Origin of the sequence: Streptomyces sp. IBSNAI002 (genome assembly GCF_052244475.1) — a bacterium.
In the GTDB taxonomy this organism is placed as follows: Bacteria; Actinomycetota; Actinomycetes; order Streptomycetales; family Streptomycetaceae; genus Streptomyces.
This window is the reverse complement of sequence record NZ_JBQPXG010000002.1, coordinates 7,606,129-7,632,402: the sequence shown is the minus strand read 5'-3', so window position 1 is coordinate 7,632,402 and position 26,274 is coordinate 7,606,129. Positions and strand designations below refer to the sequence as shown.

General features: G+C 74.3%; 22 protein-coding genes. 13 read left to right on the top strand and 9 right to left on the bottom strand.

Translation table 11 applies throughout. From position 1 onward, the window contains the following. Nucleotides 1-39: 39 nt before the first annotated feature. From argG to ACTVZO_RS35400, 3 genes are all read left to right on the top strand, one after another. Entirely contained in the window at nucleotides 40-1,491 is a 1,452-nt protein-coding gene (gene argG, locus ACTVZO_RS35410; protein ID WP_443302231.1) for an argininosuccinate synthase, read from the top strand. Between the two features lie 146 nt (nucleotides 1,492-1,637). Next, the gene (locus tag ACTVZO_RS35405; protein WP_443302230.1) at nucleotides 1,638-3,149 is read left to right on the top strand and encodes an FAD-binding oxidoreductase; all 1,512 of its coding nucleotides are present in this window, start codon (nucleotides 1,638-1,640) and stop codon (nucleotides 3,147-3,149) included. Nucleotides 3,150-3,157: 8 nt separating this feature from the next. Then, entirely contained in the window at nucleotides 3,158-4,120 is a 963-nt protein-coding gene (locus tag ACTVZO_RS35400) for a trypsin-like peptidase domain-containing protein (protein WP_443302229.1), read from the top strand. On the opposite strand, the gene ACTVZO_RS35395 is transcribed toward ACTVZO_RS35400, so the two are convergent. Together ACTVZO_RS35395 and ACTVZO_RS35390 are read right to left on the bottom strand one after the other, a co-directional pair. After that, nucleotides 4,074-4,466: a hypothetical protein gene (locus ACTVZO_RS35395; RefSeq protein ID WP_443302228.1), complete on the bottom strand. Its 393-nt coding sequence runs from the start codon at nucleotides 4,464-4,466 to the stop codon at nucleotides 4,074-4,076. The two genes, ACTVZO_RS35400 and ACTVZO_RS35395, sit on opposite strands and share 47 nt — an antisense overlap. Before the next feature lie 65 nt (nucleotides 4,467-4,531). Then, nucleotides 4,532-5,479 (bottom strand): AEC family transporter, encoded by a 948-nt coding sequence (locus ACTVZO_RS35390; RefSeq protein WP_443302227.1) that lies wholly within the window; start codon nucleotides 5,477-5,479, stop codon nucleotides 4,532-4,534. A gap of 74 nt (nucleotides 5,480-5,553) precedes the next feature. Here ACTVZO_RS35390 and ACTVZO_RS35385 point away from each other — a divergent pair, with 74 nt between their 5' ends. The 4 genes from ACTVZO_RS35385 to ACTVZO_RS35370 all read left to right on the top strand — a co-directional run bounded on the left by ACTVZO_RS35385 (nucleotide 5,554) and on the right by ACTVZO_RS35370 (nucleotide 9,978). After that, nucleotides 5,554-6,909 carry a histidine kinase gene (locus tag ACTVZO_RS35385; protein WP_443302226.1) on the top strand — a complete coding sequence of 452 codons (1,356 nt, stop codon included), beginning with the start codon at nucleotides 5,554-5,556 and terminating at the stop codon, nucleotides 6,907-6,909. Next, complete coding sequence (locus tag ACTVZO_RS35380) at nucleotides 6,906-7,586, top strand: response regulator (protein ID WP_443302225.1); 681 nt, start codon at nucleotides 6,906-6,908, stop codon at nucleotides 7,584-7,586. The genes ACTVZO_RS35385 and ACTVZO_RS35380 overlap by 4 nt, the downstream gene beginning before the upstream one ends. A 122-nt stretch (nucleotides 7,587-7,708) precedes the next feature. Next, entirely contained in the window at nucleotides 7,709-8,752 is a 1,044-nt protein-coding gene (locus ACTVZO_RS35375; protein WP_443302224.1) for an alpha/beta hydrolase, read from the top strand. Next, nucleotides 8,749-9,978: an acyltransferase family protein gene (locus ACTVZO_RS35370; protein ID WP_443302223.1), complete on the top strand. Its 1,230-nt coding sequence runs from the start codon at nucleotides 8,749-8,751 to the stop codon at nucleotides 9,976-9,978. Before ACTVZO_RS35375 ends, ACTVZO_RS35370 begins: the two co-directional genes overlap by 4 nt. A gap of 53 nt (nucleotides 9,979-10,031) precedes the next feature. Here ACTVZO_RS35370 and ACTVZO_RS35365 read toward each other — a convergent pair whose 3' ends face one another. After that, nucleotides 10,032-10,454 carry a DUF350 domain-containing protein gene (locus ACTVZO_RS35365; protein ID WP_384217716.1) on the bottom strand — a complete coding sequence of 141 codons (423 nt, stop codon included), beginning with the start codon at nucleotides 10,452-10,454 and terminating at the stop codon, nucleotides 10,032-10,034. Nucleotides 10,455-10,549: 95 nt separating this feature from the next. On the opposite strand from ACTVZO_RS35365, the gene ACTVZO_RS35360 reads away from it, so the two are divergent. Next, on the top strand, nucleotides 10,550-12,313 hold the full coding sequence (locus tag ACTVZO_RS35360; RefSeq protein ID WP_443302222.1) for a GNAT family N-acetyltransferase: 1,764 nt from the start codon (nucleotides 10,550-10,552) through the stop codon (nucleotides 12,311-12,313). A gap of 34 nt (nucleotides 12,314-12,347) precedes the next feature. Here ACTVZO_RS35360 and ACTVZO_RS35355 read toward each other — a convergent pair whose 3' ends face one another. Next, nucleotides 12,348-14,396 (bottom strand): AMP-binding protein, encoded by a 2,049-nt coding sequence (locus ACTVZO_RS35355; RefSeq protein ID WP_443302221.1) that lies wholly within the window; start codon nucleotides 14,394-14,396, stop codon nucleotides 12,348-12,350. Nucleotides 14,397-14,533: 137 nt separating this feature from the next. On the opposite strand from ACTVZO_RS35355, the gene ACTVZO_RS35350 reads away from it, so the two are divergent. Genes ACTVZO_RS35350 through ACTVZO_RS35340 form a run of 3 tightly spaced genes read left to right on the top strand, consistent with a single transcriptional unit; the run spans nucleotide 14,534 to nucleotide 17,383 of the window. Then, nucleotides 14,534-16,447 (top strand): ABC transporter ATP-binding protein, encoded by a 1,914-nt coding sequence (locus ACTVZO_RS35350; protein WP_443302220.1) that lies wholly within the window; start codon nucleotides 14,534-14,536, stop codon nucleotides 16,445-16,447. Between the two features lie 7 nt (nucleotides 16,448-16,454). Beyond that, the gene (locus tag ACTVZO_RS35345; RefSeq protein WP_443302219.1) at nucleotides 16,455-16,832 is read left to right on the top strand and encodes a glyoxalase superfamily protein; all 378 of its coding nucleotides are present in this window, start codon (nucleotides 16,455-16,457) and stop codon (nucleotides 16,830-16,832) included. An 8-nt stretch (nucleotides 16,833-16,840) separates the two neighbouring features. Further along, the gene (locus ACTVZO_RS35340) at nucleotides 16,841-17,383 is read left to right on the top strand and encodes an HIT family protein (protein WP_443302218.1); all 543 of its coding nucleotides are present in this window, start codon (nucleotides 16,841-16,843) and stop codon (nucleotides 17,381-17,383) included. Between the two features lie 61 nt (nucleotides 17,384-17,444). Here the strand turns inward: ACTVZO_RS35340 and ACTVZO_RS35335 are convergent, their stop codons facing one another. Beyond that, complete coding sequence (locus ACTVZO_RS35335; RefSeq protein ID WP_443302217.1) at nucleotides 17,445-17,792, bottom strand: hypothetical protein; 348 nt, start codon at nucleotides 17,790-17,792, stop codon at nucleotides 17,445-17,447. 104 nt (nucleotides 17,793-17,896) lie between these two features. Next, on the bottom strand, nucleotides 17,897-18,613 hold the full coding sequence (locus tag ACTVZO_RS35330; protein WP_384217732.1) for a FadR/GntR family transcriptional regulator: 717 nt from the start codon (nucleotides 18,611-18,613) through the stop codon (nucleotides 17,897-17,899). Between the two features lie 108 nt (nucleotides 18,614-18,721). Between ACTVZO_RS35330 and ACTVZO_RS35325 the strand changes: the two genes are divergently transcribed. Then, nucleotides 18,722-19,270: a gluconokinase gene (locus tag ACTVZO_RS35325; protein WP_443302216.1), complete on the top strand. Its 549-nt coding sequence runs from the start codon at nucleotides 18,722-18,724 to the stop codon at nucleotides 19,268-19,270. Nucleotides 19,271-19,304: 34 nt separating this feature from the next. Beyond that, nucleotides 19,305-20,702 carry a GntT/GntP/DsdX family permease gene (locus tag ACTVZO_RS35320; RefSeq protein ID WP_443302215.1) on the top strand — a complete coding sequence of 466 codons (1,398 nt, stop codon included), beginning with the start codon at nucleotides 19,305-19,307 and terminating at the stop codon, nucleotides 20,700-20,702. Between the two features lie 28 nt (nucleotides 20,703-20,730). Here the strand turns inward: ACTVZO_RS35320 and ACTVZO_RS35315 are convergent, their stop codons facing one another. The 3 genes from ACTVZO_RS35315 to ACTVZO_RS35305 all read right to left on the bottom strand — a co-directional run bounded on the left by ACTVZO_RS35315 (nucleotide 20,731) and on the right by ACTVZO_RS35305 (nucleotide 26,241). After that, nucleotides 20,731-21,720, bottom strand: a complete 990-nt coding sequence (locus ACTVZO_RS35315) for a hypothetical protein (RefSeq protein WP_443302214.1) — start codon at nucleotides 21,718-21,720, stop codon at nucleotides 20,731-20,733. A 36-nt stretch (nucleotides 21,721-21,756) separates the two neighbouring features. Continuing rightward, nucleotides 21,757-22,554 (bottom strand): serine hydrolase, encoded by a 798-nt coding sequence (locus tag ACTVZO_RS35310; protein WP_443302213.1) that lies wholly within the window; start codon nucleotides 22,552-22,554, stop codon nucleotides 21,757-21,759. 126 nt (nucleotides 22,555-22,680) lie between these two features. Continuing rightward, on the bottom strand, nucleotides 22,681-26,241 hold the full coding sequence (locus ACTVZO_RS35305) for a S8 family serine peptidase (RefSeq protein WP_443302212.1): 3,561 nt from the start codon (nucleotides 26,239-26,241) through the stop codon (nucleotides 22,681-22,683). Nucleotides 26,242-26,274: the final 33 nt, after the last annotated feature.

Sequence of the window (26,274 nt, the reverse complement as noted above, 5' to 3'; positions counted from 1 at the left end):
CACGTTGCATGATCATGCATGATGGCGCATACTCTTCCTATGTCTAAGGTTCTCACCTCCCTGCCCACCGGCGAGCGCGTCGGCATCGCCTTCTCCGGCGGACTCGACACCTCCGTCGCGGTCGCGTGGATGCGCGACAAGGGTGCCGTCCCCTGCACCTACACCGCCGACATCGGCCAGTACGACGAGCCCGACATCGCGTCGGTGCCCGGCCGGGCGACGGCGTACGGCGCCGAGATCGCGCGCCTGGTCGACTGCCGCGCCGCGCTGGTCGAGGAGGGCCTGGCGGCGCTCACCTGCGGCGCGTTCCACATCCGGTCCGGCGGGCGGGCGTACTTCAACACGACGCCGCTCGGCCGCGCCGTCACCGGCACCCTGCTGGTCCGGGCGATGCTCGAGGACGACGTGCAGATCTGGGGCGACGGCTCCACCTTCAAGGGCAACGACATCGAGCGGTTCTACCGCTACGGCCTGCTCGCCAACCCGCACCTGCGCATCTACAAGCCGTGGCTCGACGCGGACTTCGTCACCGAGCTCGGCGGCCGCAAGGAGATGTCGGAGTGGCTGCTCGCCCACGACCTCCCCTACCGCGACAGCACCGAGAAGGCGTACTCCACCGACGCCAACATCTGGGGCGCCACCCACGAGGCCAAGACCCTGGAGCACCTCGACACCGGCGTCGAGACCGTCGACCCGATCATGGGCGTGCGGTTCTGGGACCCCTCGGTCGAGATCCCGGCCGAGGACGTGACCATCGGCTTCGACCAGGGCCGCCCGGTGACCGTCAACGGCAAGGAGTTCGCCTCCCCCGTCGAGCTGGTCATGGAGGCCAACGCCATCGGCGGCCGCCACGGCCTGGGCATGTCGGACCAGATCGAGAACCGGATCATCGAGGCCAAGAGCCGCGGCATCTACGAGGCCCCGGGCATGGCCCTGCTGCACGCCGCGTACGAGCGCCTCGTCAACGCGATCCACAACGAGGACACCCTCGCCCAGTACCACAACGAGGGCCGGCGTCTGGGCCGCCTCATGTACGAGGGCCGCTGGCTCGACCCGCAGGCCCTGATGATCCGCGAGTCGCTGCAGCGCTGGGTCGGCGCGGCCGTCACCGGCGAGGTCACCCTGCGGCTGCGCCGCGGTGAGGACTACTCGATCCTCGACACCACCGGCCCCTCGTTCAGCTACCACCCGGACAAGCTGTCCATGGAGCGCACCGAGGACTCGGCGTTCGGCCCGGTCGACCGGATCGGCCAGCTCACCATGCGCAACCTCGACATCGCCGACTCCCGCGCCAAGCTGGAGCAGTACGCGGCTCTGGGCATCGTCGGCAACACCCACGAGACCCTCATCGGCGCGGCTCAGGCCGCGTCCACGGGGCTGATCGGAGCGATGCCGGAGGGCGGCGCCGAGGTCATCGCCTCCCGCGGGCGGGCCGAGGGCGACGACGAGCAGATGCTCGACCGCGCCGCGATGGAGTTCGGCACCGACTGACCGCAGCCGCCCGCCGGCTCGCAGGCACCGACCGATCCCACGGCCGGCCGACCCCCGTCGGCCGGCCGTGGGCCGTTCGGGGGTCAGCCCGGTGTGTGGGGGCCCGCCTTCACGCCGATCGGTGCGGGCGGTGGCAGGAAGGGGGCATGAGCCTCCGCCGGCGACAGGTCCTGGGCACTGCGGCCGCGGCCGTCCTCGCCTCCGTGGGCGCGGCCGGCCGGGGCCCTGACTACGCCGCGCTCGCACGCGGCATCGACGGGCGGCTGGTGCTCCCGGACGACCCGGACTACCCCGGGGCCCGGCAGCTGTTCCAGCCCCGGTACGACTCCGTGGCCCCGGCCGCGGTGGCCTATCCCGCGCACGCCGACGACGTGGCCGCCTGCCTGGACTTCGCCCGGCGCACGGCCGCGCCGGTGGTCGCCCGAGGCGGCGGGCACGGCTATGCGGGATGGTCGACCCGGGCCGGCGGGCTGGTCCTCGACGTCGGCGCGATGGCCGCGGTCGGGGTCGGGGGGGACGGCGTACGGATCGGCGCGGGGGCCCGGCTCGGGGACGTGAACGCCGCCCTCGCCGGGCGCGGGCTGGCCGTCCCGACCGGACTGTGCCCCTCCGTCGGCATCGCCGGGCTCACCCTCGGCGGCGGCCTGGGACTGGCCTCGCGGGCGTACGGCGCCACCTGCGACCGGCTCACCGGCGCCCGGGTGGTCACCCCGGACGGGGCCGTCCGCGAGGTGTCCGCGGACCGCGACCCGGATCTGTTCTGGGCCCTGCGGGGCGGCGGGGGCGGCAACTTCGGGGTGGTCACCGAATTCCGGCTGCGCACCCACCCCGCCGGCGACTGCGCCTTCGCGGAACTCCACTGGCCCGACGGCGACTCGGCGGCGGTCCTGCACGGCTGGCAGCGCTGGCTGTCCGGGCTCCCGGACCCGTTCTGGACGCAGGTCGAGTTCACGGTCGAGGCGGGGTCCGCCGCGCCGCCCCCGGCGGTACGGGTGGTGTGCCTCGACGGGCGCCCCGAACTGGACCGGCAGCTGACCCGCCTGGCGGACCTGGTCGGCCGGCCGGTACGGGACCAGTGGAGCGTCGTACGGAGCTACGGGGACACCGTACGGGCCCTGTCCGGCTGCCTGGAACGCACCGCGGAGCAGTGCCGGCTGCCCGGCACCCTGCCCGGCCGCGACCCCCGAGGCCTGCTGGACCGGGACTCGTACGCGGCGCGCTCGGACTTCTGGACGGGCCCCGGGCTGCCCGACGCGGCGGTCCGCGCGGTGCTGGCCGCCGTCCGGCGGTACGGGTCCGCGGTTCCCCCCGGCGGCCTCGGGGTGGTGCAGTTCGACGGGGTCTGCGGCGGCGCCCTGAACCGGATCGCGGCCTCCGGCACCGCCTTCGTCCACCGCGACAGCGCCTTCCTCGCCCAGTACCTCGTCTACTGGCCGCGGTCCGCGACAGGCGCCGACGTGGACCGGCACCAGGCCTGGCTCGACGGGCTCTGGCAGGACCTGCGCCCCTGGGCGAGCGGCCGGGCGTACCAGAACTACACCGATCCGCGGCTCGACGGCTGGCGCGAGGCCTACTACGGGCCGAACCTCGCCCGGCTGCAAGACGTCCGCCGCGCCTACGACCCCGACCGGCTGTTCCGCTTCCCCCAGGCCCTCTAGGAGACTGCATGCGACGTACGTTGACGATGGCCGCGGCGGTCGCCGCCCTGCTGCTGCCGGCCGGTGCGGTGACCGGCGCCGAGGCGGCGGCGGGCGGGTCGCCGGCCGGGGAGGCGCAGGCCTACTGGACCCCCGAGCGGATGGCATCGGCCGCGCCGCTGCCGCCGCCGGAGCCCGCCCCCTCCCCCACGCCGCCGCCCACCCCTGCGCCCACCCCTCCCCCCGTGCGGAGGCCGGCCGCCGCGGCGCCGGGCGTCGGCCAGAACTTCGACGGGATCCCGGTCGTCGGCCGGATGTTCGTGGTCAAGGGCGCCGGGGCGTACTTCTGCACCGCGAGCGTGGTCGCCTCCCCGGGCCGCAACCTGGTCCTCAGCGCGGCGCACTGCCTGCTCGGCGCGGACAGCAAACGGGTGGCGTTCGTACCGCGCTACACGCGCGCGAAACCCCAGCCGTACGGAATGTTCCCCGTCCTGCGGGACGCGGCCGGGCGCTCCCGGATCTGGATCGACCCGCGCTACCGGTCGCAGGGCCCCGACCGCGCGGCCGCGCTCGACGTGGCCTTCGCGCAGGTGGGGCCGAACGCCGCCGGGGTGCCGGTGCAGAGCGTGGTCGGCGGGAACCGCCTGGTCACCGGCGCCGGTTACGCACATCCGCAGGTCAGGCTGATCGGCCACCCGTCCTCGGCGGCCCGCCCGCGCCTGTGCGTCAACCGCACGACGAAGTTCACCAGCAAGGACGCGCGGATTCCGGGCTCGTTCCTGCGGATCGCCTGCACGGGCTATCCCGGCGGGACCAGCGGCGGCCCGTTCCTGGCCCGCTACGACGCCCGCACGCGGACCGGTGACGTGATCGGGGTGATCGGCGGCTGGAAGACGGGCGGTGACACGGCCGACACCTCGTACAGCTCCTACTTCGGCTCCGACGTCAGGAAGTTGTACGCGAAGGCGGTTGCCGGGGCGAAGGCGGGGTGAGCACCCGCACCCACCGCGTGCGGCGCGGGTTGCCGACCGTCCGCGGGGCCGAGGGGAGTCCGGCTGCGGTCAGCGGGTCGGCCGGCGCGAGGCCGAGCCTGCGGCGCAGGTCGGCAAGGGCGGCATGGACCGGCGCGAGCACCACCTCGGCCTCCGGGCCGATGTGTGCGAGGGCGTGCGCGGTGGTCTCGATGGCCTCGGCGGCGTCCTCGGCGGCGGTCCGGCTCCACCCTCCGGGCGCACCGGTCCGCCAGGGCGCGACGGTGTCGTAGAGGTGGCACGCGGCATCGGCCGCGGCATCGGCGCGTTCCCCGACGCCCGGCGCCGCGATGGTCGGCAGTTCCATACCGCACCAACGATCCGCGTCCCTCCGGGGGCACGAGCGGATCCCCCCCCCGGCCCTGGGGAGCGTCACGAGGCCACGGCGTGCAGCCACAAGGGGAGCAGGAGGAGGGCGGCCAGGGAGGTTTTGATCACTATCGATGCGGAGAGTTCGACGCCCACGTCGTAGCGCTGGGCGAAGATGAACAGGTTCTGCGGGGTCGGCATCGCGGCCAGCAGGACGAGGTACGCGAGCCACTCGCCCCGTACGCCGACCAGCACCCCGCACACCGCCCAGGTCAGCAGCGGAAAGGCCAGGCACTTGAAGGCGATCAGGGCCAGTTCCTCGCGGGTGGTGCCCCGCAGGTCCAGGCCGAGGCCGCCGAGGTGGAGGCCGAGGGCGAACAGGGCCACCGGGGAGGCGCTGCCGCCGACGAAGGCGGCCCCGTCCAGGATCACGGCCGGGACGTGCACGGACAGCAGGTTGAGCACGATGCCCGCGTTGCAGGCGAGGACCAGCGGGGTGGCGAGCGAGGCACCGGCGGCCCGGACCAGGCGCCGCCCCGGGCCGCCCGTCGCGGCGTCCGCCCGGCCCAGCTCCATCACGCAGATGACCGCGAGGGACAGCACGCACACCTGGAACAGCAGGATCGGGAAGATCGGGGCCGCCGTCCCGAACACGGTGATGAAGACGGGGACGGCGAAGTACGCGGTGTTCACCTGGACCCCCGCCATGACGCGCAGGGCCACGGCCCGCGGTTCCCGGACCCCGTGGGCCACGGCCGTCACCGCGACCGCCGCCACCGCGAGGGCCGCGGCCCCGGCGTAGCCGCCGATCGCCTGCCAGTCGAACAGGGCCGCCAGGTCACCGGCGTAGATGTTGCCGAAGAGGTAGCAGGGCACGGCGAACAGGAACGCGTAGTCGGAGAACGCCTTGGAGGCCTCGGCCGGAACGGCCTTGCGGCGGGCGAGCAGGACCCCGCCGCCGAAGGCCAGCAGCACCGGCACCAGCTTCTCCAGCGTGGCTGCCCCACCCATGCGTTCCGGCTCCCCCGTGATCGTCCGGCGAGCAGACTATCCCCCCGGCCCGTTGCGCATAGGCTGGCCCGATCATGAGCGACAAAGCCCGCATCCGGCTGCCGCGGCGGACCCGCGCACGCGGCCGTACCGTCCCGCCGTCCTCCCCGCGCCCCCGGGTGCCCGGGGCGCTGGCGCAGCTGGCCGTGGTGCTGCGCTCGCCCGCCCGGGCCGCGCAGCCCCTGTTCGCACAGGCGCCCCGGGCCTGGCAGCGGATGCTGCCGTTCGCCGTGGTCGGCGTCTTCGCGGTGACCCTGCTGCCGGTGACCATCACCGTCCTGGCCAACGACTACGGGCTGAACGGCGGCTGGGCGGGCGCACTGGGCGTGGCGCAGACCGTGCCGCTGCTGCTCGCCGTGACGCGGCCCGTGCACGCCTGGGCCGTGGTCCTGTTCGCCGACACCCTCGGCGCGGTGCTGCTGCTCCACGCCGAACGGGTGGGCTCGCAGGTCTGGCCGTGGCCGCCGATGGTCATCGTCGGCTACCTGCTGCTGATGGCGTGCCTGGGGCTGCGCGAGTCCACCCGGACCCTGGTCGGGGTGTGGCTGGCCACCGGGGCGGTCGGGGCGGCTCTGGGCTTCTTCCAGCCGACGGGCTCGATGAACACCGCCGCGCTGATGTTCGTGCTCGGCGGGGTGGTGCTGGCGCTGGCGGGCGCGCTGCGCGGACTGGGCGACGCACAGCAGCGGATCGCCGAGCAGGAGAGCATCAGCGACGCGGAGCGGGCCCGGCGCACGCTGCTGGAGGAACGGACCCGCATCGCCCGGGAGTTGCACGACGTGGTGGCCCACCACATGTCGGTGATCACCGTGCAGGCGGATTCCGCGCCGTACCGGCTGCCGGGCATGCCCGAACCGGTGCGGGAGGAGTTCGCGGCGATCGCGGCCAGCGCCCGGGAGTCGCTGGGCGAGATGCGCCGGCTGCTGACCGTGCTGCGCGGGGACGGTACGGAGCGCGCCGAGGGAGAGAAGGCCCCGCAGCCGGGGATCGACCGGATCCAGCAGCTGGTGGAGGCGACCGTACGGGCCGGGCAGCCGGTGGAGTTGTCGCTGGCCGCCGGCGCGGCCGGGGCGGCCCCGCCGGCCGTGGACCTGTCGGCGTACCGGATCGTGCAGGAGGCGCTCGCCAACGTGGTCCGGCACGCGCCCGGGGCCGCGGCCCGGGTCTCGGTGACCGTCGACGAGGACGAGGTCCTGGTGCTCGTGGTCAACGGCCCGGCCCCGGACGACGTGGTGGCGCTGGAGAGTTCGGGCACGGGGCACGGCCTGGTGGGGATGCGGGAGCGCGTACGGTTGACCGGCGGGACGCTGGACACCGGTCCGCTGCCCGACGGCGGCTTCCGGGTCGCCGCCCACCTGCCCCTGAACACCCCTGACGAGGACCCCAGTTGACCATCCGTGTGATCATCGTCGACGACCAGGCCATGGTGCGGGCCGGCTTCGCCGCACTGCTGTCGGCGCAGGCCGACATCGACGTGGTGGGCGAGGCGCCCGACGGCCGGCAGGGGGTGCAGGTCTCCCGCTCCACGCACCCCGACGTGGTGCTGATGGACGTGCGGATGCCGGAGATGGACGGGCTCACGGCGGCCCGGGAGCTCCTCGAGCCGCCGCCCGGAGTGGTGCACCGGCCGAAGGTGCTGATGCTGACCACCTTCGACATCGACGACTACGTGTACGAGGCGCTGCGCGCGGGCGCCTCCGGATTCCTGCTGAAGGACGCGCCCCCGGCCGACCTGATCGCCGCCGTACGGGTCGTCGCGTCGGGCGAGGCGCTGCTGGCGCCCTCGGTGACGCGGCGGCTGATCGCCGACTTCGTGCAGCAGCGGCCGGCGCCGCGCAAGGATCCGGCGCTGCGGCTGAACGGCCTCACCCCCCGGGAGACCGAGGTGCTGGAACTCATCGCGCGCGGGCTGTCGAACCAGGAGATCGCGGGCCATCTGGTGCTCGCGGAGCAGACGGTCAAGACGCACATCGGGCGGGTGCTGGCCAAGCTCGGCCTGCGCGACCGGGCCCAGGCGGTGATCTTCGCGTACGAGGCGGGCGTGGTGCGGCCGGGCGACTCCGGCTGAACGCGGCGGCTTCTCCTCCACCCCCTACCGGGGTATGACATCCGACTTGGCTCCACGGTCCGACGTACGGTCCGGTACCTCCTTCCTACCTTCCACCTCGTCACGAGGAGAGGAGAAGGGGCATGCGCCGCTTCGGAAGGACGATGGTCTCGGCCGCGCTGGCGGTCGCCGTCGTCGGGGGGACCGCGGGGTGGGCCTCCGGCGACAGTCAGCGGGCGGTCACCGGGCCGCCGCCCGGCACCGCCGCCTGGCGGGCCGACACGGTGTCCGGCCGGGCGCTGCCCGATCCGGCGACCGCGACGCCGCACGAGGTGGCCCGGTTCTTCGCCGGGCTGGACGGGGCCGCGCGGCGGGAACTCGTCCGGTCCCACCCGCTGGTGGTCGGGAACCTGGACGGGGCTCCGCTCCCCCTGCGGTACGAGGCCAACCGCATCGCCATCGCCGCGACGGGTGAGGCCCGCTACGCCTCGCTCGGCGCGCCGGACCGGCGGATCCTGGCCTTCGACCCGCGCGGCCGGGGCCAGGTCGCCGAGGTGTTCGGGGACCTGGAGCGGGCGGCGCACGTCTCGGTGATCGTGCCGGGATCGGACAACGACGCCACCCGTCACGACGCGCGGCGGGGGGCCGACAGCGGCCCGGCCGGGATGGCCCGGGCGCTGCGTGCGGCGGCGGGCGCGTCCACCGCGGTCATCGCGTGGACCGGCTACACCACCCCGGTCGGGGTCGGCCTGGACGCCGCCGACGGCCGGCTGGCGGAGGCGGGGGCGGTCCGCCTGGCCCGTTTCACGGCGGGGCTGGACGCGGTCGGCGCACCCGACCCGGTGCTGTTCTGCCACAGCTACGGCTCCGTGGTCTGCGGGCTGGCGGCCCGGCACACGGACGCCACCGACATCGTGGCCTTCGGCTCCCCCGGCATGCGCGCCGCCACCGCGGCCGGACTGCACACCGGCGCCCGGGTATGGGCGGCCCGCGGCCCCTCCGACTGGATCGCCGACGTGCCGAACGTCGAGCTCGGCGGGATCGGCCACGGCGCCGACCCCACCTCCGCGGCCTTCGGCGCCCGCCGGGTCCCCGCCTCCGATGTGCGGGGCCACACCGGCTACTTCGTACCCGGCACCCAGTCCCTGGCGGCGTTCGCCGCGATCGCGGCGGGAGAGCTCCGATGACGGCGCGGGGCACGCTCACCCTGCTGAAGCGGAGCGCGGAGCGGATCGATCGGCGGACACCGGCCCATCGCGACCGGGCGGTCGACGGACTGCGCGCCCTGGCACTGCTGGCCGTGCCGACGGGCCACTGGCTGCTCGGCGGGTTCACCCTGGACGCCGACGGCGGCCTGCACAACGCCAGTCCGCTGTCGGCGTTCGGCGGGCTGGCCCCCGCGAGCTGGGTCCTCCAGATGCTCGGCATCTTCTTCCTGGTCGGCGGCTACGCCTCGGCGCTGTCCTTCCGCCGCCGCACCGGCTCGGCCGGTGCGTGGCTGAAGGGGCGGATCGTCCGGCTGGGACGGCCGGTGCTCGGGGTCACGGCGGTGTGGGCGCTGGCCGCGCCCGTGCTGTACGCGGCCGGGGTGCCGGAGGCGACGCTGCGGACCGGGGCGACGCTGGTGATCCAGCCGTTGTGGTTCGTCGGCGTGTACGTGGTGATCACCGCACTGACCCCGTACTGCGTGCGGGCCGCGGGCCGGCTCGGCGGCTGGGCGGCGGCTCCGCTGCTCGTCTCGGTCGCCGTGGTGGACTTCCTGCGCTACGGCCCGCTCGCCGGCTCGGTTCCGGGCTGGGTGTCGCTGCTCAACATCCTGCCGGGCTGGCTGTTCGCCTACCAGCTCGGTGTCGGCTGGGGTGAGGGGCGGATCGGGCGGCGCGGGGGCCGGCTGCTGCTGGTGGGCGGGACGCTGCTGTTCGCGGCGCTGCTGGTGGTCTTCCACTACCCGCCGTCGATGGTCGGCGTGCCGGGTGAGGCGCGCACCAACTCGCACCCGCCCTCGCTGCTCGTACTGGCCCTGGCCGCGGCCCAGTCGGGCGCCGCGATCCTGCTCCGCGACCGGCTGGCCAGGCTGCTGGCCCGGCCCGCCCTGTGGGCCCCGGTGGTCGTGGTCAACCTGTGTGCCATGACGATCCTGTGCTGGCACCAGACGGCCATGCTGGCCGCGGCCGTTCCCGGTTCGTTCCTGGGTGGGCTGCCGGGGCTGACGACGGCGCCGGACAGCCCGGGGTGGATCGTGGCGCGGCTGGCGTGGATGCCGGTGTTCGCGGTGCTGCTGGTCGTCATCGCCCGCTACGCGAAGCGGTTCGAGGGTCCGGCGCGGGAGGGGCGCACGGCCCCGGCGGTCCGCCGGACCGTGGCGGGGCTGCTGGCGGCGGGGTTCGCGGTGTTCGCACTGGGACTGGCGTAGACGGAAGAGAGCGCCGCTCCCCACCGGGAGCGGCGCTCTCTTCCGTACCGGCGTCAGGCGATCGAGGCGGCCACGATCGCGGCCACGGCCAGGTTGCAGGCCGAGGAGACCCAGACCGCCGGGTGGGGCTCCGGGTCGACGACGATCGCGCCGAGCTTGCCCGGGGTCACCAGGTCGAGCACCAGGAAGGCCACGGCCATCAGGATCAGGCCGAGCAGGCCGAAGGCCGCGGTCGACAGCAGGCCCTTGCCGAAGTCCTCGTAGGTGGTCCAGATCGAGGTGAACACGATGCCGCCGATACCGAGGAGCGCGGAGCTGAGGAAGAGGGCCGCGTTGCGGTTGCGCTCCTCCCAGATCTGCTTGGGGAGCTTCCCGGGCGTCAGCACGTCCACGAGGACTATGCCGAGGATCAGCAGCACGAGGCCGAGGGCGCCGTACGCGCTGGTGCGGCCAAGTCCGTTGATGATGTCGCTCATTGAGAAGCCTGTCTCCGCGTAGGTGGGAAATGATGTGCCGTGGGCTGGCCGAATCTATCGCACGGCCCCGGCGCGGACCATGGGGAGGTCAGCAATTGGCAAAGGTCAGGGGCGCGCGGGCGGCCGAGGCACAGGCCCTGACGGGGCTGGTGATGCGGTCGAAGGCGTACTGGGGGTACCCGCCGGAAGCCCTCGCCGCCTGGGCCGCGGAACTGCGGATCCGCCCCGCTGACGTGACGTCCCGCCGGATCGTCGTGGCCGAGGACGACGCGGGGGCGGTGCTCGGGCTGGCCTCCCTCGACGGGTCCGCCCCGCTCGCCTCGCTGGGGCTGCTGTTCGTGGAGCCGCGGGCCATCGGGCGGGGCGTGGGACAGCTGCTGTACCGGGACGTACTGCGCCGGGCGGCGGAGCTGGGGGTGCGCCGGCTGGTGGTCGACTCCGATCCGCACGCGGCCGGCTTCTACCGGGCGATGGGGGCGGTGGCAGCGCCGGGCGGCCCCGACGGGCTGGTGCGCTTCGAGGTGTCCCCCGCCCCGCTCGCCGCCTGGGCGCGGGCCTGGACCGGCGGCCGGAAGGCCGTTCACCTGGGCAACGTGGCCGAGTTCAACGCCCAGTTCGCCGACGCCACCTTGGACCGGGAGCAGGCGGCCGCGCACCACTACGCCTGCCTGGCCGCCTTCTACAGTCCCCGCCCGGCTGCCCTGGTGCTGCCCCGGGCGGTGCCGCGGGGCTGGACCGAGCTGGTCTGCCGCCAGCTGGGCTGGACCGGGGTGGAGGTGTACGACGGTCTGGTCGAGCGGGGTCCGGGGCTGCTGGATCGCGTACGGGAGCGGCCGGCGCTCGCCGCGCGGCTGACCGGGACCGGGCTGCCGCTCGTACCGTGGGGGCTGACCCGGCCGTTCGGGCTGCTGGCCGGGCGGGCCTGGGAGCCGGCGGAGCTGCGGTACGAGTCGAAGTCGGCGGCGCACGGGCTGTTCGGCCGGATCCTGGCGGAGGGCGGGCATCCGGACGTCTGGCTGCCCGCGCAGTGGCGGCCCGCCACCCGGTGGGCGGCGGCCCGGCTGCTGTCCGCGCGGGCCGGGGCGGGCAGCAGCAGCGTGCTCAAGTCGGAGCACGGGGTCGGGGGTTCGGGCACCACGGTGGTCACGCCCGGGCAGCTCCGGGCGGCGGGCGGGGCGCGCGCGCTGCTGCGACGGCTGCCGCGCGGGCCGCTGCTGGTGGAGGAGTACGTGCACGGCCCGGCGGGGGACGAGGGGCCGCGCGACCTCACGTACGACGGGTTCGTGGCCGCCGACGGCCGGGTGCACGAGGTCGGCGGGGCGGTGATGGACGTACGGGACGGCTGCTACGCGGGGGCCACGGTGGGGCCGGGGGTGGTGCCCGCGTGGGCGGAGAAGCCGCTCGGTGCCTTCGGTGCGGCAGTGGGCCGGGAGCTGGCGGCCGGCGGCTACCGGGGCTGGTTCGACGTGGACTTCGTGACCGCCGGCGAGGGGCGGCTCGCGCCGACCGAGACCAATCTGCGCCTGACCGGGCCGTCCATCGCCTTCATGGTGGCGGCCCGGCTCGACGAGCTGCGGGGCGCCGGGCACCTCGTACGGATCGCCGACCGGGTGGAGCTCGGCGCGCGGCTGCCCGGGCCCCAGCTGGACGAGCTGTGCACGGGGCTGGCGCGGGAGTGCGCCGGGCTGGGCGCGGTGTTCGTCCCGGCGATCCCGACGGCCGCCTTCGAGCCCGCGCCGTGGCTGGGCTTCCTGGTGGCCGCGCACGACGCGGGGACGCTGGACGCGGCCGAGGCACTGGTCCGGGCCGGGGCCAGGGCGGGCGGAGGGCTGTTCGGCCCGCGAGAGCCGGGTCCGTAGGCGGGCCCGGGCCGTCGGCGGCCCGGGCACCCGGTCAGTCGTCGAAGTCGAAGGGGTTCGGCGGTTTGGCGACGACGTAGGCGGCGACGACGGCCGCCGCGATCATCAGGGGGATGTTGAAGGTGTAGACGAGCGCGGCCTGCCTCGGCCAGTCCTGTTTGGCCGCGAGCCGGTAGAAGTTGTCCTGCGGCCACCACGCCATCAGCAGGTAGGCCACCGCCAGATGCGCGGCGGAGGTGAGCCTGCGGCCGCGTCCCCGGCGCGGCATCCGGGCGCGGCCGCCGAGCAGGAAGACCAGGCCGGTGCCGAAGGACACGCACTCGACGAGGTAGAGCAGGAAGAAGAGGAACGCCCAGGGCTGCGGTACGCCGCTGAGGTCCGTCGATCCCGGCCAGAAGACCTTGGTGAGGATCAGGCCGACGAAGCCCACCGCCAGGCCCCCGCAGCCCGCGGCCCAGAGACTGGGGAACGGCCCGACCGGAGCGGCTGCCGGCCGGGCGGACTTGCTCCCGGCGGGCCGCGCCGCGGGGGCGCGCAGGATCGGCAGGGGCAGGGCGGCCCGGTCCTCCTGGCCGCCCCTGGTGCGCGGCAGGGCGTGCAGCGCGACCACCCGGAGCGGGATGTCCTCCCGGGGCAGTTTCCCCGCCAGGTGCTCGCGCAGCTCCTCGACGTCCGGCAGCCCTCGGCCCGGGGGCCACGCGGGCGCTCCGGGCAGCGGTGCCGCGTAGGCGATGAGCCTGCGCGGGCCGCGGGCGCCGTCCACGCCGTTGACGATCACCGCGCCGATGCCCTCGTGGCCGCGGATCACGGATTCGACGGGGTGCGGATCGAGCGAACGGCCGGGCAGGGCGATCCGGTCGCGGAGCCGGCCCCGGAACTCCAGGAGTCCGTCCTCGCGGAGCAGTCCGAGGTCCCCGGTGGGCACCGGGTCCCCGCCGCCGGGCGGCGTGAGGTGTATCTCCCCGTTCCGCAGCTCGGCCCGGCATCCGGCGAAGGGGGTGCCGAGCAGGGAGCGCTCCTCGGGGCCGTCGAGCGGGCCCGGCAGCTGCGGGAGTTCGAACCAGGTGCCGGCGCCGGCGGTCTCGGCGGTTCCGTACACGTTCAGCACCCGCACGCCGGGCCGGAGCACGGTGTGCAGGGCGGCCATGTCGTCGAGGTGGAGCCGGTCGCCGGAGAACGCGAGCAGCCGCAGCGACGGGAGGTCCGCGCCCGCCGCCCGGCGGGGCTGCGGGACGGGTGGGCGCGGCGGCGTCGCCGAGGGGGCCAGCAGGTGGGCCGCGTCGCCGGGGCCCGCGTGGAGCACGGTGACCTGCTCGTTCCGGACCGCCTCCGCGATCTCCTCGCCCTTCCAGGGGGCGCGTGCGGGGAGGACGAGCGCGCCGCCCGAGCACAGGGCCCGGGTCCAGCCCGCGGCGAAGGCGGTGACGTCCGGGCGGGCCGTGATCAGGTGCCGGTCCCGCGGGGTCGGCCGGACGGCCTCAGCCCAGCCCTCGTAGGCGGCGAGCAGCAGGCCCTGGCCCACGGGGACGGCGCGCGGCTCGGCGGCCCCGGTGAACAGGACCGCCGCGGTACGGCCGGGCCCCGGAAGGCCCGCCCCCGGGAGCCCGGGAGCCCCGTCGGACTGCCCGGGCGCCCCGTCGGACCGGTCGGCCGCGCCGTCCGCCTCCCCGCCGAACCGGATCACCCGCAGGCCGGTTCCGCCGTCCAGGGCTGCCTGGTGGGCGGCACGGGTGAGCAGGACATCGGGCCCGGCGCCGGCGAGCTGGCGCCGCCCGGTGCGCGGGTCCTCGGCGTCGACGACGGCGTAGACACCGCCGGCCTTGAGGACGGCGAGGAGGGCGACGACCAGCTCGGCCTGGCGGACGGTGCCGACGGCCACGCGCGCGCCCGGGGCGAGGCCCTCGGCGAGCAGGCGGCGCGCGAGCCGGCCGGCCCGCGCGTCCAGCTGCCCGTAGGTGAGGCTGTCCGGGCCCGCGACGAGGGCGGGTGCGTCGGGGGCGTCGCGGGCCCACCGCTCGAAGCGGTGCAGGACGGTGTCGGTGGGATGTGTGCCGGAGCGTACGGACTCGGGTCCCTGCGTCATGGACCGATGATGACACCGGGCACCGACAGTGGCCGGGGGTCGTGAAATTCCCTCGCTCGAGCCGGAGTTGACGCCCGTCGGAGCGCAGGGCCAGCACGCTTGACCTCGACTTAGGTTGAGGTCATAACGTTCCGGACATGGACATGGAAGTCACCGCCTGGACCTCGCTGCACAGTGCGATCAACGCCCAGCAGGACCGCCGCCCCGTATCCCGGGCGAGCCTGCGCCGGGTCGCCTCCTTCGCCCGCCCGCACCGCCGCGGGCTCATCCTCTTCCTGCTGCTCAGCATCGTCACGGCGCTGCTCGCGGTGGCGACCCCGGTGCTCGCCAGCCGGATCGTCGACGCCATCGTGGGCGGCCGGGACAGCGGTGCCGTCACCCGGCTCGCCCTGCTCATCGCGCTGATCGCGGTGGCCGAGGCGGGCCTGGCGCTGCTGACCCGCCGGCTCTCCGCCACCCTCGGCGAGGGGCTGATCCTCGACCTGCGGACGGCGGTCTTCGACCACGTGCAGCGGATGCCGGTCGCCTTCTTCACCCGGACCCGGACCGGGGCCCTGGTCAGCCGTCTCAACAACGATGTGATCGGCGCCCAGCGGGCGTTCAGCAACACCCTGTCCGGGGTCGTCTCCAACACCGTGACCCTGCTGCTGACCCTCGTCGTGATGCTCAGCATCTCCTGGCAGATCACGCTGCTGGCGCTCGTACTGCTGCCGGTGTTCGTGCTGCCGGCCCGCCGGATGGGAGTGCGGATGGCGGCCATGCAGCGGGAGGCCGCGACGCTGGACGCGGCGATGGGCACGCAGATGACCGAGCGGTTCTCCGCGCCCGGCGCGACGCTGGTCAAACTGTTCGGCCGGCCCGCCGACGAGTCCGCGGAGTTCGCGGCCCGGGCCGCGCGGGTGCGGGACATCGGGATCCGCACGGCGATGGCCCAGTCCGCCTTCATCACCGCCCTCACCCTGGTCTCGGCCCTGGCCCTCGCCCTCGTCTACGGGCTGGGCGGGTACTACGCCCTGCGCGGGACCCTGGACGCCGGCTCCGTCGTGGCCCTCGCCCTGCTGCTGACCCGGCTGTACGCGCCGCTGACCTCGCTCGCCGGGGCCCGCGTCGAGGTGATGAGCGCGCTGGTGAGCTTCGAGCGGGTCTTCGAGATCCTCGACCTGAAGCCGCTCATCTCGCAGAAGCCGGACGCCCGTACCGTGCCGGAGGGGCCGGTGGCCGTGGAGTTCGACGGGGTCTCCTTCGCCTACCCGTCCCCCGACAAGGTCTCGCTCGCCTCCCTGGAGGAGGTCGCCACCCTCGACGCCCGGGGCGGTACGCGGGTCCTGCACGAGGTCTCGTTCCGCGCCGAACCCGGCCGGATGATCGCCCTGGTCGGCTCCTCGGGCGCCGGCAAGTCGACGATCGCCCAGCTGCTGCCCCGGCTGTACGACGCCGACGCGGGCACGGTCCGCATCGGCGGGGTCGACGTACGGGACCTCACGGCCGACTCGATCCGCGAGACGCTCGGCATGGTCACCCAGGACGGGCACCTCTTCCACGAGTCGGTGCGCGCCAACCTGCTGCTGGCCCGGCCGGAAGCCTCCGAGGAGGAGGTCTGGGAGGCACTGCGCCGCTCCCGTCTGGACGGCCTCGTCGCCTCTCTGCCGGACGGGCTGGACACGGTCGTCGGGGAGCGCGGCTACCGCCTGTCGGGCGGGGAGCGGCAACGGCTGACCATCGCACGGCTGCTGCTGGCCCGCCAGCGGGTGGTCATCCTCGACGAGGCGACCGCGCACCTGGACTCGACCTCGGAGGCGGCGGTGCAGGAGGCACTGGGCGAGGCCCTGGCGGGCCGGACCGCGGTGGTGATCGCGCACCGGCTGTCGACCGTGCAGGCCGCCGATCTGATCCTGGTGGTCGAGGGCGGCCGGGTCGTGGAACGCGGCACGCACACCGAACTGCTGGCGGCGGGCGGCCGGTACGAGGAGCTGTACCGCACCCAGTTCGCGACCTCGGACACGCCCGCCGACGTGGCACCGGGCGGCGCGACGACCCCCTCTGGAGCATGATGCCGGTATGGACATCAAACTTGAGCTGGTCGCCGTGCCCGTCACCGATGTCGACCGGGCCAAAGCCTTCTACGAGAAGCTTGGCTTCAACGCCGACCACGACCACACCGTCAGCGAGGACGTCCGCTTCGTACAGCTGACCCCGCCCGGCTCGGCATGCTCGATCGCGATCGGCAAGGGCCTGACCCGGATGACCCCGGGATCGCTGGACAACATGCAGGTCGTCGTCACCGACATCGAGGAGGCGTACGAGGACCTGCGCGGCCGCGGTATCGAGGTCACGGAGATCCAGGACCTGCCCTGGGGCTCCTTCGTCTACTTCTCCGACCCCGACGGCAACGGCTGGGCGGTCCAGCAGACGACCCCGCGCAAGACGGCGGAGTAGGGCGCCTCGTGGACCGCGAGGCCATGGAGCCCGGCGCCCTGGATCTCGGGGCCATGGACCTCGGGGCCTACGTCGAGCGGACGCGCAGCGGGCCGTGCTTCGTCTGCGCGTTCCTTGCCGGGCACCCGGACTATCCGCACGAGACGGTCTTCGAGGACGAGCACCACGTGGCCTTCCTCGACCGCTGGCCCACGCTCCCGGGCAAGGTCCTGGTGGCACCGAAGGCGCACGTCGAGCACGCCGTCCGCGACCTCGACCCGGCGGCGTACACCCGGCTCATGCTGGTCGTGCGGGACGTCGCCCTCGCGGTCGAGGAGGTCTACGAGTCCGAGCGGACCTACCTCTACTCCCTGGGGAGCCGGCAGGGAAACGCGCACCTCCACTGGCACATCGCCGCGCTGCCGCCCGGAGTGCCGTACGAACAGCAGCAGTTCCACGCCCTGATGACCGAGAACGGCGTGCTGTCCCCGTCGCCCCGGGAGGCGGCGCGGGCGGCGGCGCGCCTGCGAGCGTCCCTGGCGGGACGCGGGCTCGGTCCCCAGGCGGGATGACCCCTCCGCCGCGCCGGCCGCCATGCCCGCCGCGATGCGGGCATGGCGGGGCCCGAGGGGGTCAGCCCTCCACGACGACGGGGTGGTGGTCGAGTTCCCACGCGTGGTGCTTGAACTCGTGGCGGAAGTCCGCGTGGTCCTCCCACTGGCGGGCGATCCCGCGCAGCACGTCCCAGTTGTGCTCCACCGACTGGTCGATGACGCGCCGCATGGCCGCGTCGGCCGACTCCCGCTGCGTGATGAGGCCCTTGATCGCGGACGCTTCGAGCACGGAGTTGCGCAGCGCCCGCAGCGCGCGGGAGGTGTCGTCCATGCCGAAGCCGTACTCGCTGCCCGTCTCCGCGTCGAACAGCGGGGTGAGCCGCGCCTCGATGAAGGCGGTGATCCGCTCGAAGTGCTGCACGTCCATCGGGGCTCCGTTTCTCCTGCCGGCCACCACGTGGGCCCGGCGTCTCCATGTTCCTGTGCTGCTCAGCGCCATTGTCCCCCGGCTGAGGTCTGCCGGGGCCGCCCCTAGGGCGCCAGGACGTCCAGCTCCTCGAGGGCGCCGACGGCGATCTGCCGGGTCAGGGCTTCGGCGCGCGCCGCGTCGCCCTCCCGGACGGCCTCGGCCACCTGTACGTGCAGGGTGACGGCCGCCGGATCGGGATCGTGGAACATCACCGCGTGCTCGGTGCGCCCGGTCAGCACTTCGGCGACGACGTCGCCGAGGCGGGCGAACATCTCGTTGCCGGAGGCGTTCAGCACGACGCGGTGGAAGGCGATGTCGTGGCGCAGGTAGCCGTCGAGCTGGTGGCCGCGCGAGGTGCGGACCATGCCGAGGGCCGCCTCGGTCAGCTCGGCGCACTGCTCGGGCGTGGCCCTGGCCGCCGCGAGCCCGGCCGCGACCGGCTCGATCGCTGACCGCAGCACGGTCAGGGAGCGCAGCTGCCGGGGCCGGTCGGTGCCGGCCAGCCGCCAGCGGATGACCCGGGGGTCGTAGACGTTCCACTCCTCGGTGGGCCGCACGGTGACTCCGACCCGCCGACGGGACTCGACCAGGCTCATGGACTCCAGTACCCGGACGACCTCGCGCACCACGGTGCGGGAGGCGTCGAAACGCCCGGCGATCTCGTCCGTGCGCAGCACGCTGCCGGGCGGGTACTCCCCTGCCGTGATCGCGAGCCCGAGGGTGTCCAGTACGTGGGAGTGGAGCCCCTGTCCCGGTCCAGGACTGCCTTCGGTGGTCATGGGCGTAAGCGTACGGTGACGCCCCGGCGAACAAAAGATGCGATGTTTTACCGGCCACCCCTTGAATAAGTACTACTTAATGGGCTTCAGTGGTGCCCGCACGGACCGATGTCGACGAGGACAGCGAGGTACGACGTGAGCTCCCAGCGCGTCATTGTGGTGATGGGCGTGGCCGGTACGGGCAAGACGACCGTGGGCCGGCTGCTCGCGGAGGCCCTGGCCCTTCCGTACGCGGAGGGCGACGCGTTCCATCCGCCGGCCAACGTCGACAAGATGTCGGCCGGCATCCCGCTGGACGACGCCGACCGCCGGCCCTGGCTCGACGCCATCGGCGACTGGATCGGCGCCCGGGCCGGGCGCGACGGGGGCCTCGTCGCGGCCTCGTCGCTCAAGCGCTCCTACCGCGACCGGCTGCGCGCCGCGGCCCCCGGGGCGGTCTTCGTCCACCTGACCGGTGAACGCCCGCTGATCGAGCACCGGATGGCGGCCCGCACCGGCCACTTCATGCCGACCGTGCTGCTGGATTCGCAGTTCGCCACCCTGGAGCCCCTCCAGGAGGACGAACTCGGCCTCGCCGTGGACGTGTCCGGCTCCCCCGAAGAGATCACCGAACGGGCCCTGGCCGCCCTGCGCCGGCTCCCGACCCCCAAGAACTGACGAAACACCCGAGAACTAACGAAGGAACGTCACCGTGACCGGTCTCAGCGTCGAGACACTGGCGGCGGCAGGCACCGGACCGATCACCTCGGCCGGGAACACCCAGCTGGGCATCGCCGTGCTCGCGGGCATCGCCGTCATCGTCCTGCTCATCACCCGCCTCAAGCTGCACGCCTTCCTGGCGCTGACGGTCGGCTCGCTCGCCCTCGGGGTGTTCGCGGGCGCGCCGTTGGGCAAGACGATCACCAGCTTCACCGCCGGGCTCGGCTCGACGGTCGCGGGCGTGGGCGTCCTCATCGCCCTCGGTGCGATCCTCGGAAAACTGCTGGCGGACTCCGGTGGCGCGGACGAGATCGTCGACACGATCCTGGCCAGGGCCAAAGGCCGGGCCATGCCGTGGGCCATGGTGCTGATCGCCTCGGTGATCGGACTGCCGCTCTTCTTCGAGGTCGGCATCGTGCTGCTGATCCCGGTGGTGCTGCTGGTGGCCAAGCGGGGCAACTACTCCCTGATGCGGATCGGCATCCCGGCGCTGGCCGGCCTGTCCGTGATGCACGGGCTGATCCCGCCGCACCCCGGGCCGCTCGTCGCCATCGACGCGCTCCACGCGAACCTGGGCGTCACCCTCGGCCTGGGTGTCCTCGTGGCGATACCCACCGTGATCATCGCCGGTCCGCTGTTCGCCCGGTACGCGGCACGGTGGGTGGACATCCCGGCACCGGAGCACATGATTCCGCAGCGGCCCTCCGCCGATCTGGAACACCGCCCGCGGTTCGGCGCGACCGTCTTCACCGTGCTGCTGCCGGTGGTGCTGATGCTGGTCAAGGCCCTGGTCGACATCGTGGTCAACGACCCGGCCAACGCGGTGCAGCGCGTCACGGACGTCGCGGGCTCCCCGCTGATCGCCCTGCTCGCGGCGGTCCTGGTGGGCATGTTCACCCTCGGCCGGGCGGCCGGGTTCACCCGGGAGCGGCTGTCCTCCACGGTCGAGAAGTCGCTGGCTCCGATCGCCGGCATCCTGCTGATCGTCGGCGCGGGCGGCGGCTTCAAGCAGACGCTGATCGACGTGGGCGTGGGCCAGATGATCCTGGACCTGTCGGAGAACTGGGCCATCCCGACCCTCCTGCTGGCCTGGCTGATCGCCGTGGCCATCCGCCTCGCCACGGGCTCCGCGACGGTGGCGACGATCTCGGCGGCCGGCCTGGTGGCCCCGGTCGCCGCGGGCATGTCCACCACCGAGACCGCGCTGCTGGTCCTGGCGATCGGGGCGGGCTCGCTGTTCTTCAGCCATGTCAACGACGCCGGGTTCTGGCTGGTCAAGGAGTACTTCGGGATGACCGTCGGGCAGACCCTGAAGACCTGGTCGGTGATGGAGACCATCATCTCGGTGGTCGGACTGGGCTTCGTCCTGCTGCTGTCCCTGGTGCTCTAGCCGCACGGCCCCCTGGCCGCCCGGCGGTTCAGCCCGGCAGGCGCTCCTCGCCGAGCTGGGCCGCCGCCAGTGTGAAGCCGTTCGCCGCGGTGGCGCAGCGGCAGGCCAGGGTGGCGACCTCGGCCCGCAGGGCGTCGTCGTCCGGGACCCGCCAGGCGGGCGCGGCCGTCGCCGTGCGCAGCCGTACCGCGTGGGAGCGGAGTGCGGCGGCGTGGCCGCGCAGGCTGCCGGGCCGGTTCGAGTGCCGGTACGGATCCGGTCCGATCGGCTGGACCGCGCGGAGCCGTCGGGGCGGCGGCCCCGGCTCCGGGGGCGCCGTGTCCCCGTCGGCCCCCGCTCCGGGGGCGCCGCCGGCGGGCAGACCGGGGCCCCGGTCGCAGAACGCGAGGAGGGCCGCGCCCAGTCCGAGGAGCGGAGCGGCGGGCACGGCCCGGCCCGTGGCGACCTGCCAGCCCGCGTGGTCGTTGAACGGGTTGGCGTCGGTCAGCGCGTGCCAGGCCAGGATGTCGGCGAAGGCCGGGGTCAGCAGCGAGAAGGCGTGCTCTGCGCCCCGGTCGCGCACGATCCGCCGGAACAGGGCTACGGCCTGGGCCTGGCGGCCTTGCGCGGCGGCCGCGAGGACCGCCGCGGCGCCGGGATCCCCCAGGAGCTCGGGCCGACGGGCCTTCGCGGCCCTGATCCGGGCCCTGAGCCCGCAGACGGCGACGCTGACGGCGAGGCTCTCACGGCCCGTCAGCGCCCCCGCCAGCCGCCCGGCCCGCGCTCCGATGCCCCGGCCGCGCGGCGCCCAGCCGAGGCCGGCCGGGTCGCTGAGGGTCCGCAGCAGCGTGCGCCAGCCGTGCCGGCGAAGGCCGCCCCGGGTGAGGGCGGCGGCGGGCAGGCGGGCGCCGAGGGCCAGCCCGGAGGCGTATCCGGCGGCCTCACCGACCGCGTCGGCGGCCTCGGCGAGTTCGCGGCACAGGTCGTCGAGCAGGTCGGCGTCCGCGGCGTCGAACGTGGAGGTCACGGCGTCGGGCATGGGGTCCTCGCGTGGTCAGCGGCGGTGACATCGGCTTCACCGTACGTCGCTCCCGCGGACCCCGCGCTCCGAGCGCCGGGGAGGGGCCAGGGCGAAGACGGCGTCCCGGAAGGCGGAGCGGAGGGTGGTGGGCCGTCCGGGCGGGAAGGCCGGCAGGATCAGCGCCCAGCGGTGGCGGCCCGGGCAGACCCACAGGGCCGGGCCGGTGACGGCCGGGGCGGTGTGGGCCCAGACGCCGTGCGGGGCCGGATGCCACAGGAGTCCGCGGGCGGGGGTCAGTTCACCGGTGCGGATGCGCAGGGACTCGGCCGTCCAGGCGCGGGTGATGCCCGTCGCCGTCGGGCCGTCCGTGTCCGCGGGGGCCGTCAGGTGGCTCAGGAAGCGGACGAGGTCGGCGAGCGGCGCGTACAGGGCGGCGGCGGCGTCGGCGAACCGGGTGCCGGTCATGCCCAGCGGGTGCCAGACCCGGGTCGTGGCGAGTTCGGCGAGCGGGCCGCCCGAGAGGTGCTCGGCGAGACGGGTGAGGACGGCGGTCCCGTCGGCGTGGGTGAGCAGGTGGTGGGCGGTGGTGCCGGCGGGTGTCCCGGCGGCGGCCTCGTCCCCGTAGGCGGAGAGCGGGGTGTGCAGCCGGAGCGCGCCTTCGTCGACGAGGCTGCCGAGGACGGGCCAGAGGGCGAGGACGGCGGCGAGGGCGCCGACGTCGAAGGCCGTGCCGTCGCAGGGGTGCGAGGCCGCGTGGACGCCGTCGGGACCGCCGACCGCCCAGACCGCCCCTGGGTCCGCGGAGCCCACGAGGGCCCGGATGTCGTCGGCCTGGTCGCTCAGGAGCTGCATGGTCGTTCACGCTAGCGAGGCCGGTACGGCTTCCCGGGCGCGGCGGTGCGGAGTCGGCCGTCCCCCACCCGAATGCGCCGCGGAGGGCGGGGCGCCCTGGAGCGCCCCGCCCCGCTCATGGTGCGGTCAGCTCTGGTCGGGCCGGTCGGTCACCCGCAGGCTGTTGAGCAGCGGCTTGCCGAATCCGCTGTGCGTGACGAAGCGGAGGTTGAGCACCCCGTCCGTCACCTTGACCGTGTACGTACGGGTCAGGGCCGTGTACGTGCCCGCCTCCAGCGCGATGTCCAGGGAGGGCAGGACCTGCTGGCCCTCGGCCAGGACGTCGAAGACGCGCTTGTTGGGCCGGGTGGAGGAGAGCTCGGCGAAGCCCAGCTCCACCGTGTAGGTGCCGTTCGGCACGTTGTCGAAGCGGTACTCGTACATGCCCTCACGGGCGTTGCGGAACAGCCGCTGGTCCTGCGTGCCGGCGATGGTGCGGCTGGTGCTGCGGGCGGAGCTGCTGCCCTGGTAGCCGTACGATCCCGCCGTGTACTTGCGGTCCGGGGACCAGGCGTCGCCCAGGACGTCCGTGCCCGCGGAGTCGGAGCCCGCGTCCAGGGCGACCTGGTAGCGCGGTACGACGACCTTGACCGGGACGGTCAGGACCGGCGTGCGGCCGCTGGCCGAGGTGATCTTCAGGTCGGCGGTCAGGACCGTCCCCGGGGTGAGTCCCTTCGTGTCCACCGCGAGGGTGACCGGGGCCTTGGCGCCCGTCGGGAGGTTCCCGGTCCCCGGCGTGGCCATCAGCCAGGCCGCGTCCTCGGTCACCGTGAAGGCCGTACCGAGGCCCGGGTTGGTCAGGTCCAGGGTCCGGGTCCGCTGCTGGTTCGCCTGGAGGACCACCTCCACGGCGGCCTTGGACGGAGTCACCCGGCCGGTGCGAAGCGACTGCGTCACCGTGGTCACGTCGGCCGCCTTGACGTCGACGGTCGCCTGCCCGGACTCGTACTGCGGCGCGGACAGGGCGACGGCCCGCGAGCCCGACGGGCTCTGGACCACGTAGCCGCCGTCCGCCGCCGTGGTGGCGGAGACGGCCGAGTCGCCGGTGCCGACGGTCACCGTGGCGCCCGCGACGCCGTTGCCGTCGTTGGCGTCGAGCACCCGGCCGGCGACCACGCCGCTCTTCGTGGTGCGGAAGGCGATGCCCAGGCCGTCGGTGATGACCGCCGTGTTGAAGGAGTACTTGAAGGCATCGGTGCCGGTGGCGTTCTCCACGCCGACCGTGGCCGTGGAGCCGCCCTTGATGCCGGTGCCGCCGGTGCCCTTGTAGGCGTAGGAGACGCTGCCGTCCTCTCCGATGGACGCCGAGAACGAGAACGTGTCGGCCTGCGCCGACCAGTGGGAGACCTGGCGCCATTCGATGACGTAGCTGCGGTGCGGGGCGGTGCCCGTGACCGCGGTGAAGACACCGGATCCGCTGCCCGCCGCGCCGACGACCAGGTCGTCCCAGAACGGGTAGAGGGCGGCGTTCGGGGTGGCGGTGCTGGGCAGGTCGCCGTTGATGTCGGCGGTGTTGTTGCCGCCGAAGCTGACGGTGCCGTTGGTGCCGATCCAGGCCTGCCCGTACGTCTTGCCGTACAGCGGCAGCGGGAAGGGCAGGTCGACGCGCTCGGTGGTGTTGTCGCCGGTCAGCGCGAGCTGCCGGCTGCCCTCGGTGTACGGGCGGTCGGTCGTGGTGGCGCAGGCGTAGCCGTAGCCGTCGGTGCGCTCGGGCAGGTTCACCGTGACGGTGGTGTCGCCCGCGACGGCGGCCTGGGCGGAGCCGCCGGTGACGCAGCGGGACGGGTGGGTGGCCCGCACCTCGTAGGTGCCGTGGGGCAGGGTGACCTCGAAGCGGCCCTGCGCGTCGGCGGTCACGGTCACGGGGGTGTCCGCGATGGTGACGGAGGCGCCCGCCGCGGGTCCGGAGGCCGCGGTGACCGTACCGGTGAGCTTGCCGGAAGCGGCCTGGACCAGGCTGAAGTCGCCGGTGGCCGTGGAGTTCTCGGTGACCGTGGCCGTGGCGGTCTGCGGTCCGTAGCCGAACTTGGCGGCGGTCAGGCCGTAGTCGCCGACCGAGAGTGCGGCGAACCGGTAGGTGCCGTCGGCGGCGGTGGTCGTCGTACGGTCGATGGGCCCGTCTGCGGTGACCGTGGCGCCCGCGACCGGCGCGCCGTCGGAGCGGACGGTGCCGGCGAGCGCGCCGATCGCGCCGCGCGGGGCGGCGTTCAGGGCAGCGAGGGCGTCGAGCCTGCCCTCGCCGAAGACGTTGTTGTCGGCGGCGCTGCCGCCGCACTGGGCGCTGTCGGTGTCCTCGGCGGTGCCGTCGAGCAGTGCTTCGGTCTGCGCGACGTCGCCTTCGAGGGCGGGCGCGGCGGACCAGAGCAGGGCCACGGTGGCCGCGGTGTGCGGCGAGGCCATCGAGGTGCCGGAGAAGGCCTCGTAGGCGCCGCCGGGGACGGAGGAGCGTACGTTCACGCCCGGGGCGGCGATGTTCGGCTTGATGAGGCCGCCCGCGGCGGCGCCGCGCGAGGAGAACGACGCGATCGCGTTGTTGATGTCGAAGGCGCCGGAGCTGTAGGAGCTCGCGTAGTCACCGGGTGAGCCGCTGGTGGAGCAGCCGGGTCCGGAGTTGCCGTTGGAGAAGGCCGGGAAGATGCCGGCGGCCCGCCAGGTGTCGACGATCTCCTGGTACCAGGTGTCGCCGCCCGGGCCGCCCCAGGAGTTGTTGACGACGTGCGGGGCGAGGTCGGGCCGCGGGTTCTGGCCGTTCGCGTCGGTCGGGGCGACGATCCACTGGCCGGAGGCGAGCAGCGAGGCCTCGGAGCAGGAGTTGGACTCGCAGCCCTTGGCGGCGATCCACTTGGCGCCCGGGGCGACACCGATCTTGTTGGCACCGCCGTCGTCGCCGACCATCGTGCCCATGGTGTGGGTGCCGTGGTCGTTGTTGTCGCACGGCGCGGCCGCGGCGCAGATCCCGGCGGGGTCGAACCAGTTGTAGGCGTGGCTGTAGCTGCCGTCGGCGTTCTTGCCGCGGTACTGGCCGTTCACGGCGGGGTGGGTGTAGTCCACTCCGCTGTCGATGTTGGCGACGACGATGCCCTCGCCGCGCACTCCGGCCTGCTCCCAGACCTGCGGGGCCTTGATGCGGTCGATGTTCCACTCGACGGCGTCGGCGAGGGCCTGCTCCCGCTTGCCCTCGGCGGGCTTGGGCAGCTCGACCTTGTCGTCGGCGGCGATCCGGGACACCTCGGGGCGCTGTGCGAGGGAGCCGGCGAGCTTCTCGGTGCCGACGACGCGGACGGCGTTCACGATCCAGTACGAGGTGTACTCGGCCTTCGCGCCTTCGAGGGCCTTGACCACGTCGGCCTGGCTGCGCGCGGCGTGTTCCTTCTTGGTCCGGAGCACGGTCTCGGCCTTGGCGGCGCGGGTCTTCTGCCGGCCCGCGGCGGTGAGGTCGGCGGCGCTGTCGAGGTAGACCCAGAAGGCGGCCTTGTCGGAGCCGTCGAGCTGGGCGCGGAGCCTGGGTTCGATCTTGCGTTCGGCCGCACCGGGGGTGGGACCGGGTTCGGGCGCGGCCGCGGCGACGCCCGCGCCGAGGGGTAGGAGCAGGATCGAGGTGAGGGCGGCGAGCGCCGCGCGTAAGGAACGCCTGTTGCGTTGAGCCACGTGTTGTCTCCTCGTACGCCGTGTGCAGGTTGT

Coding starts and splice junctions, on each gene's coding strand:
- argG (WP_443302231.1), top strand. CDS start 40: ATGTCTAAGGTTCTCACCTCCCTGCCCACCGGCGAGCGCGTCGGCATC.
- ACTVZO_RS35405 (WP_443302230.1), top strand. CDS start 1,638: ATGAGCCTCCGCCGGCGACAGGTCCTGGGCACTGCGGCCGCGGCCGTC.
- ACTVZO_RS35400 (WP_443302229.1), top strand. CDS start 3,158: ATGCGACGTACGTTGACGATGGCCGCGGCGGTCGCCGCCCTGCTGCTG.
- ACTVZO_RS35395 (WP_443302228.1), bottom strand. CDS start 4,466: ATGGAACTGCCGACCATCGCGGCGCCGGGCGTCGGGGAACGCGCCGAT.
- ACTVZO_RS35390 (WP_443302227.1), bottom strand. CDS start 5,479: ATGGGTGGGGCAGCCACGCTGGAGAAGCTGGTGCCGGTGCTGCTGGCC.
- ACTVZO_RS35385 (WP_443302226.1), top strand. CDS start 5,554: ATGAGCGACAAAGCCCGCATCCGGCTGCCGCGGCGGACCCGCGCACGC.
- ACTVZO_RS35375 (WP_443302224.1), top strand. CDS start 7,709: ATGCGCCGCTTCGGAAGGACGATGGTCTCGGCCGCGCTGGCGGTCGCC.
- ACTVZO_RS35370 (WP_443302223.1), top strand. CDS start 8,749: ATGACGGCGCGGGGCACGCTCACCCTGCTGAAGCGGAGCGCGGAGCGG.
- ACTVZO_RS35365 (WP_384217716.1), bottom strand. CDS start 10,454: ATGAGCGACATCATCAACGGACTTGGCCGCACCAGCGCGTACGGCGCC.
- ACTVZO_RS35355 (WP_443302221.1), bottom strand. CDS start 14,396: ATGACGCAGGGACCCGAGTCCGTACGCTCCGGCACACATCCCACCGAC.
- ACTVZO_RS35350 (WP_443302220.1), top strand. CDS start 14,534: ATGGACATGGAAGTCACCGCCTGGACCTCGCTGCACAGTGCGATCAAC.
- ACTVZO_RS35345 (WP_443302219.1), top strand. CDS start 16,455: ATGGACATCAAACTTGAGCTGGTCGCCGTGCCCGTCACCGATGTCGAC.
- ACTVZO_RS35335 (WP_443302217.1), bottom strand. CDS start 17,792: ATGGACGTGCAGCACTTCGAGCGGATCACCGCCTTCATCGAGGCGCGG.
- ACTVZO_RS35330 (WP_384217732.1), bottom strand. CDS start 18,613: ATGACCACCGAAGGCAGTCCTGGACCGGGACAGGGGCTCCACTCCCAC.
- ACTVZO_RS35325 (WP_443302216.1), top strand. CDS start 18,722: ATGTCGACGAGGACAGCGAGGTACGACGTGAGCTCCCAGCGCGTCATT.
- ACTVZO_RS35315 (WP_443302214.1), bottom strand. CDS start 21,720: ATGCCCGACGCCGTGACCTCCACGTTCGACGCCGCGGACGCCGACCTG.
- ACTVZO_RS35310 (WP_443302213.1), bottom strand. CDS start 22,554: ATGCAGCTCCTGAGCGACCAGGCCGACGACATCCGGGCCCTCGTGGGC.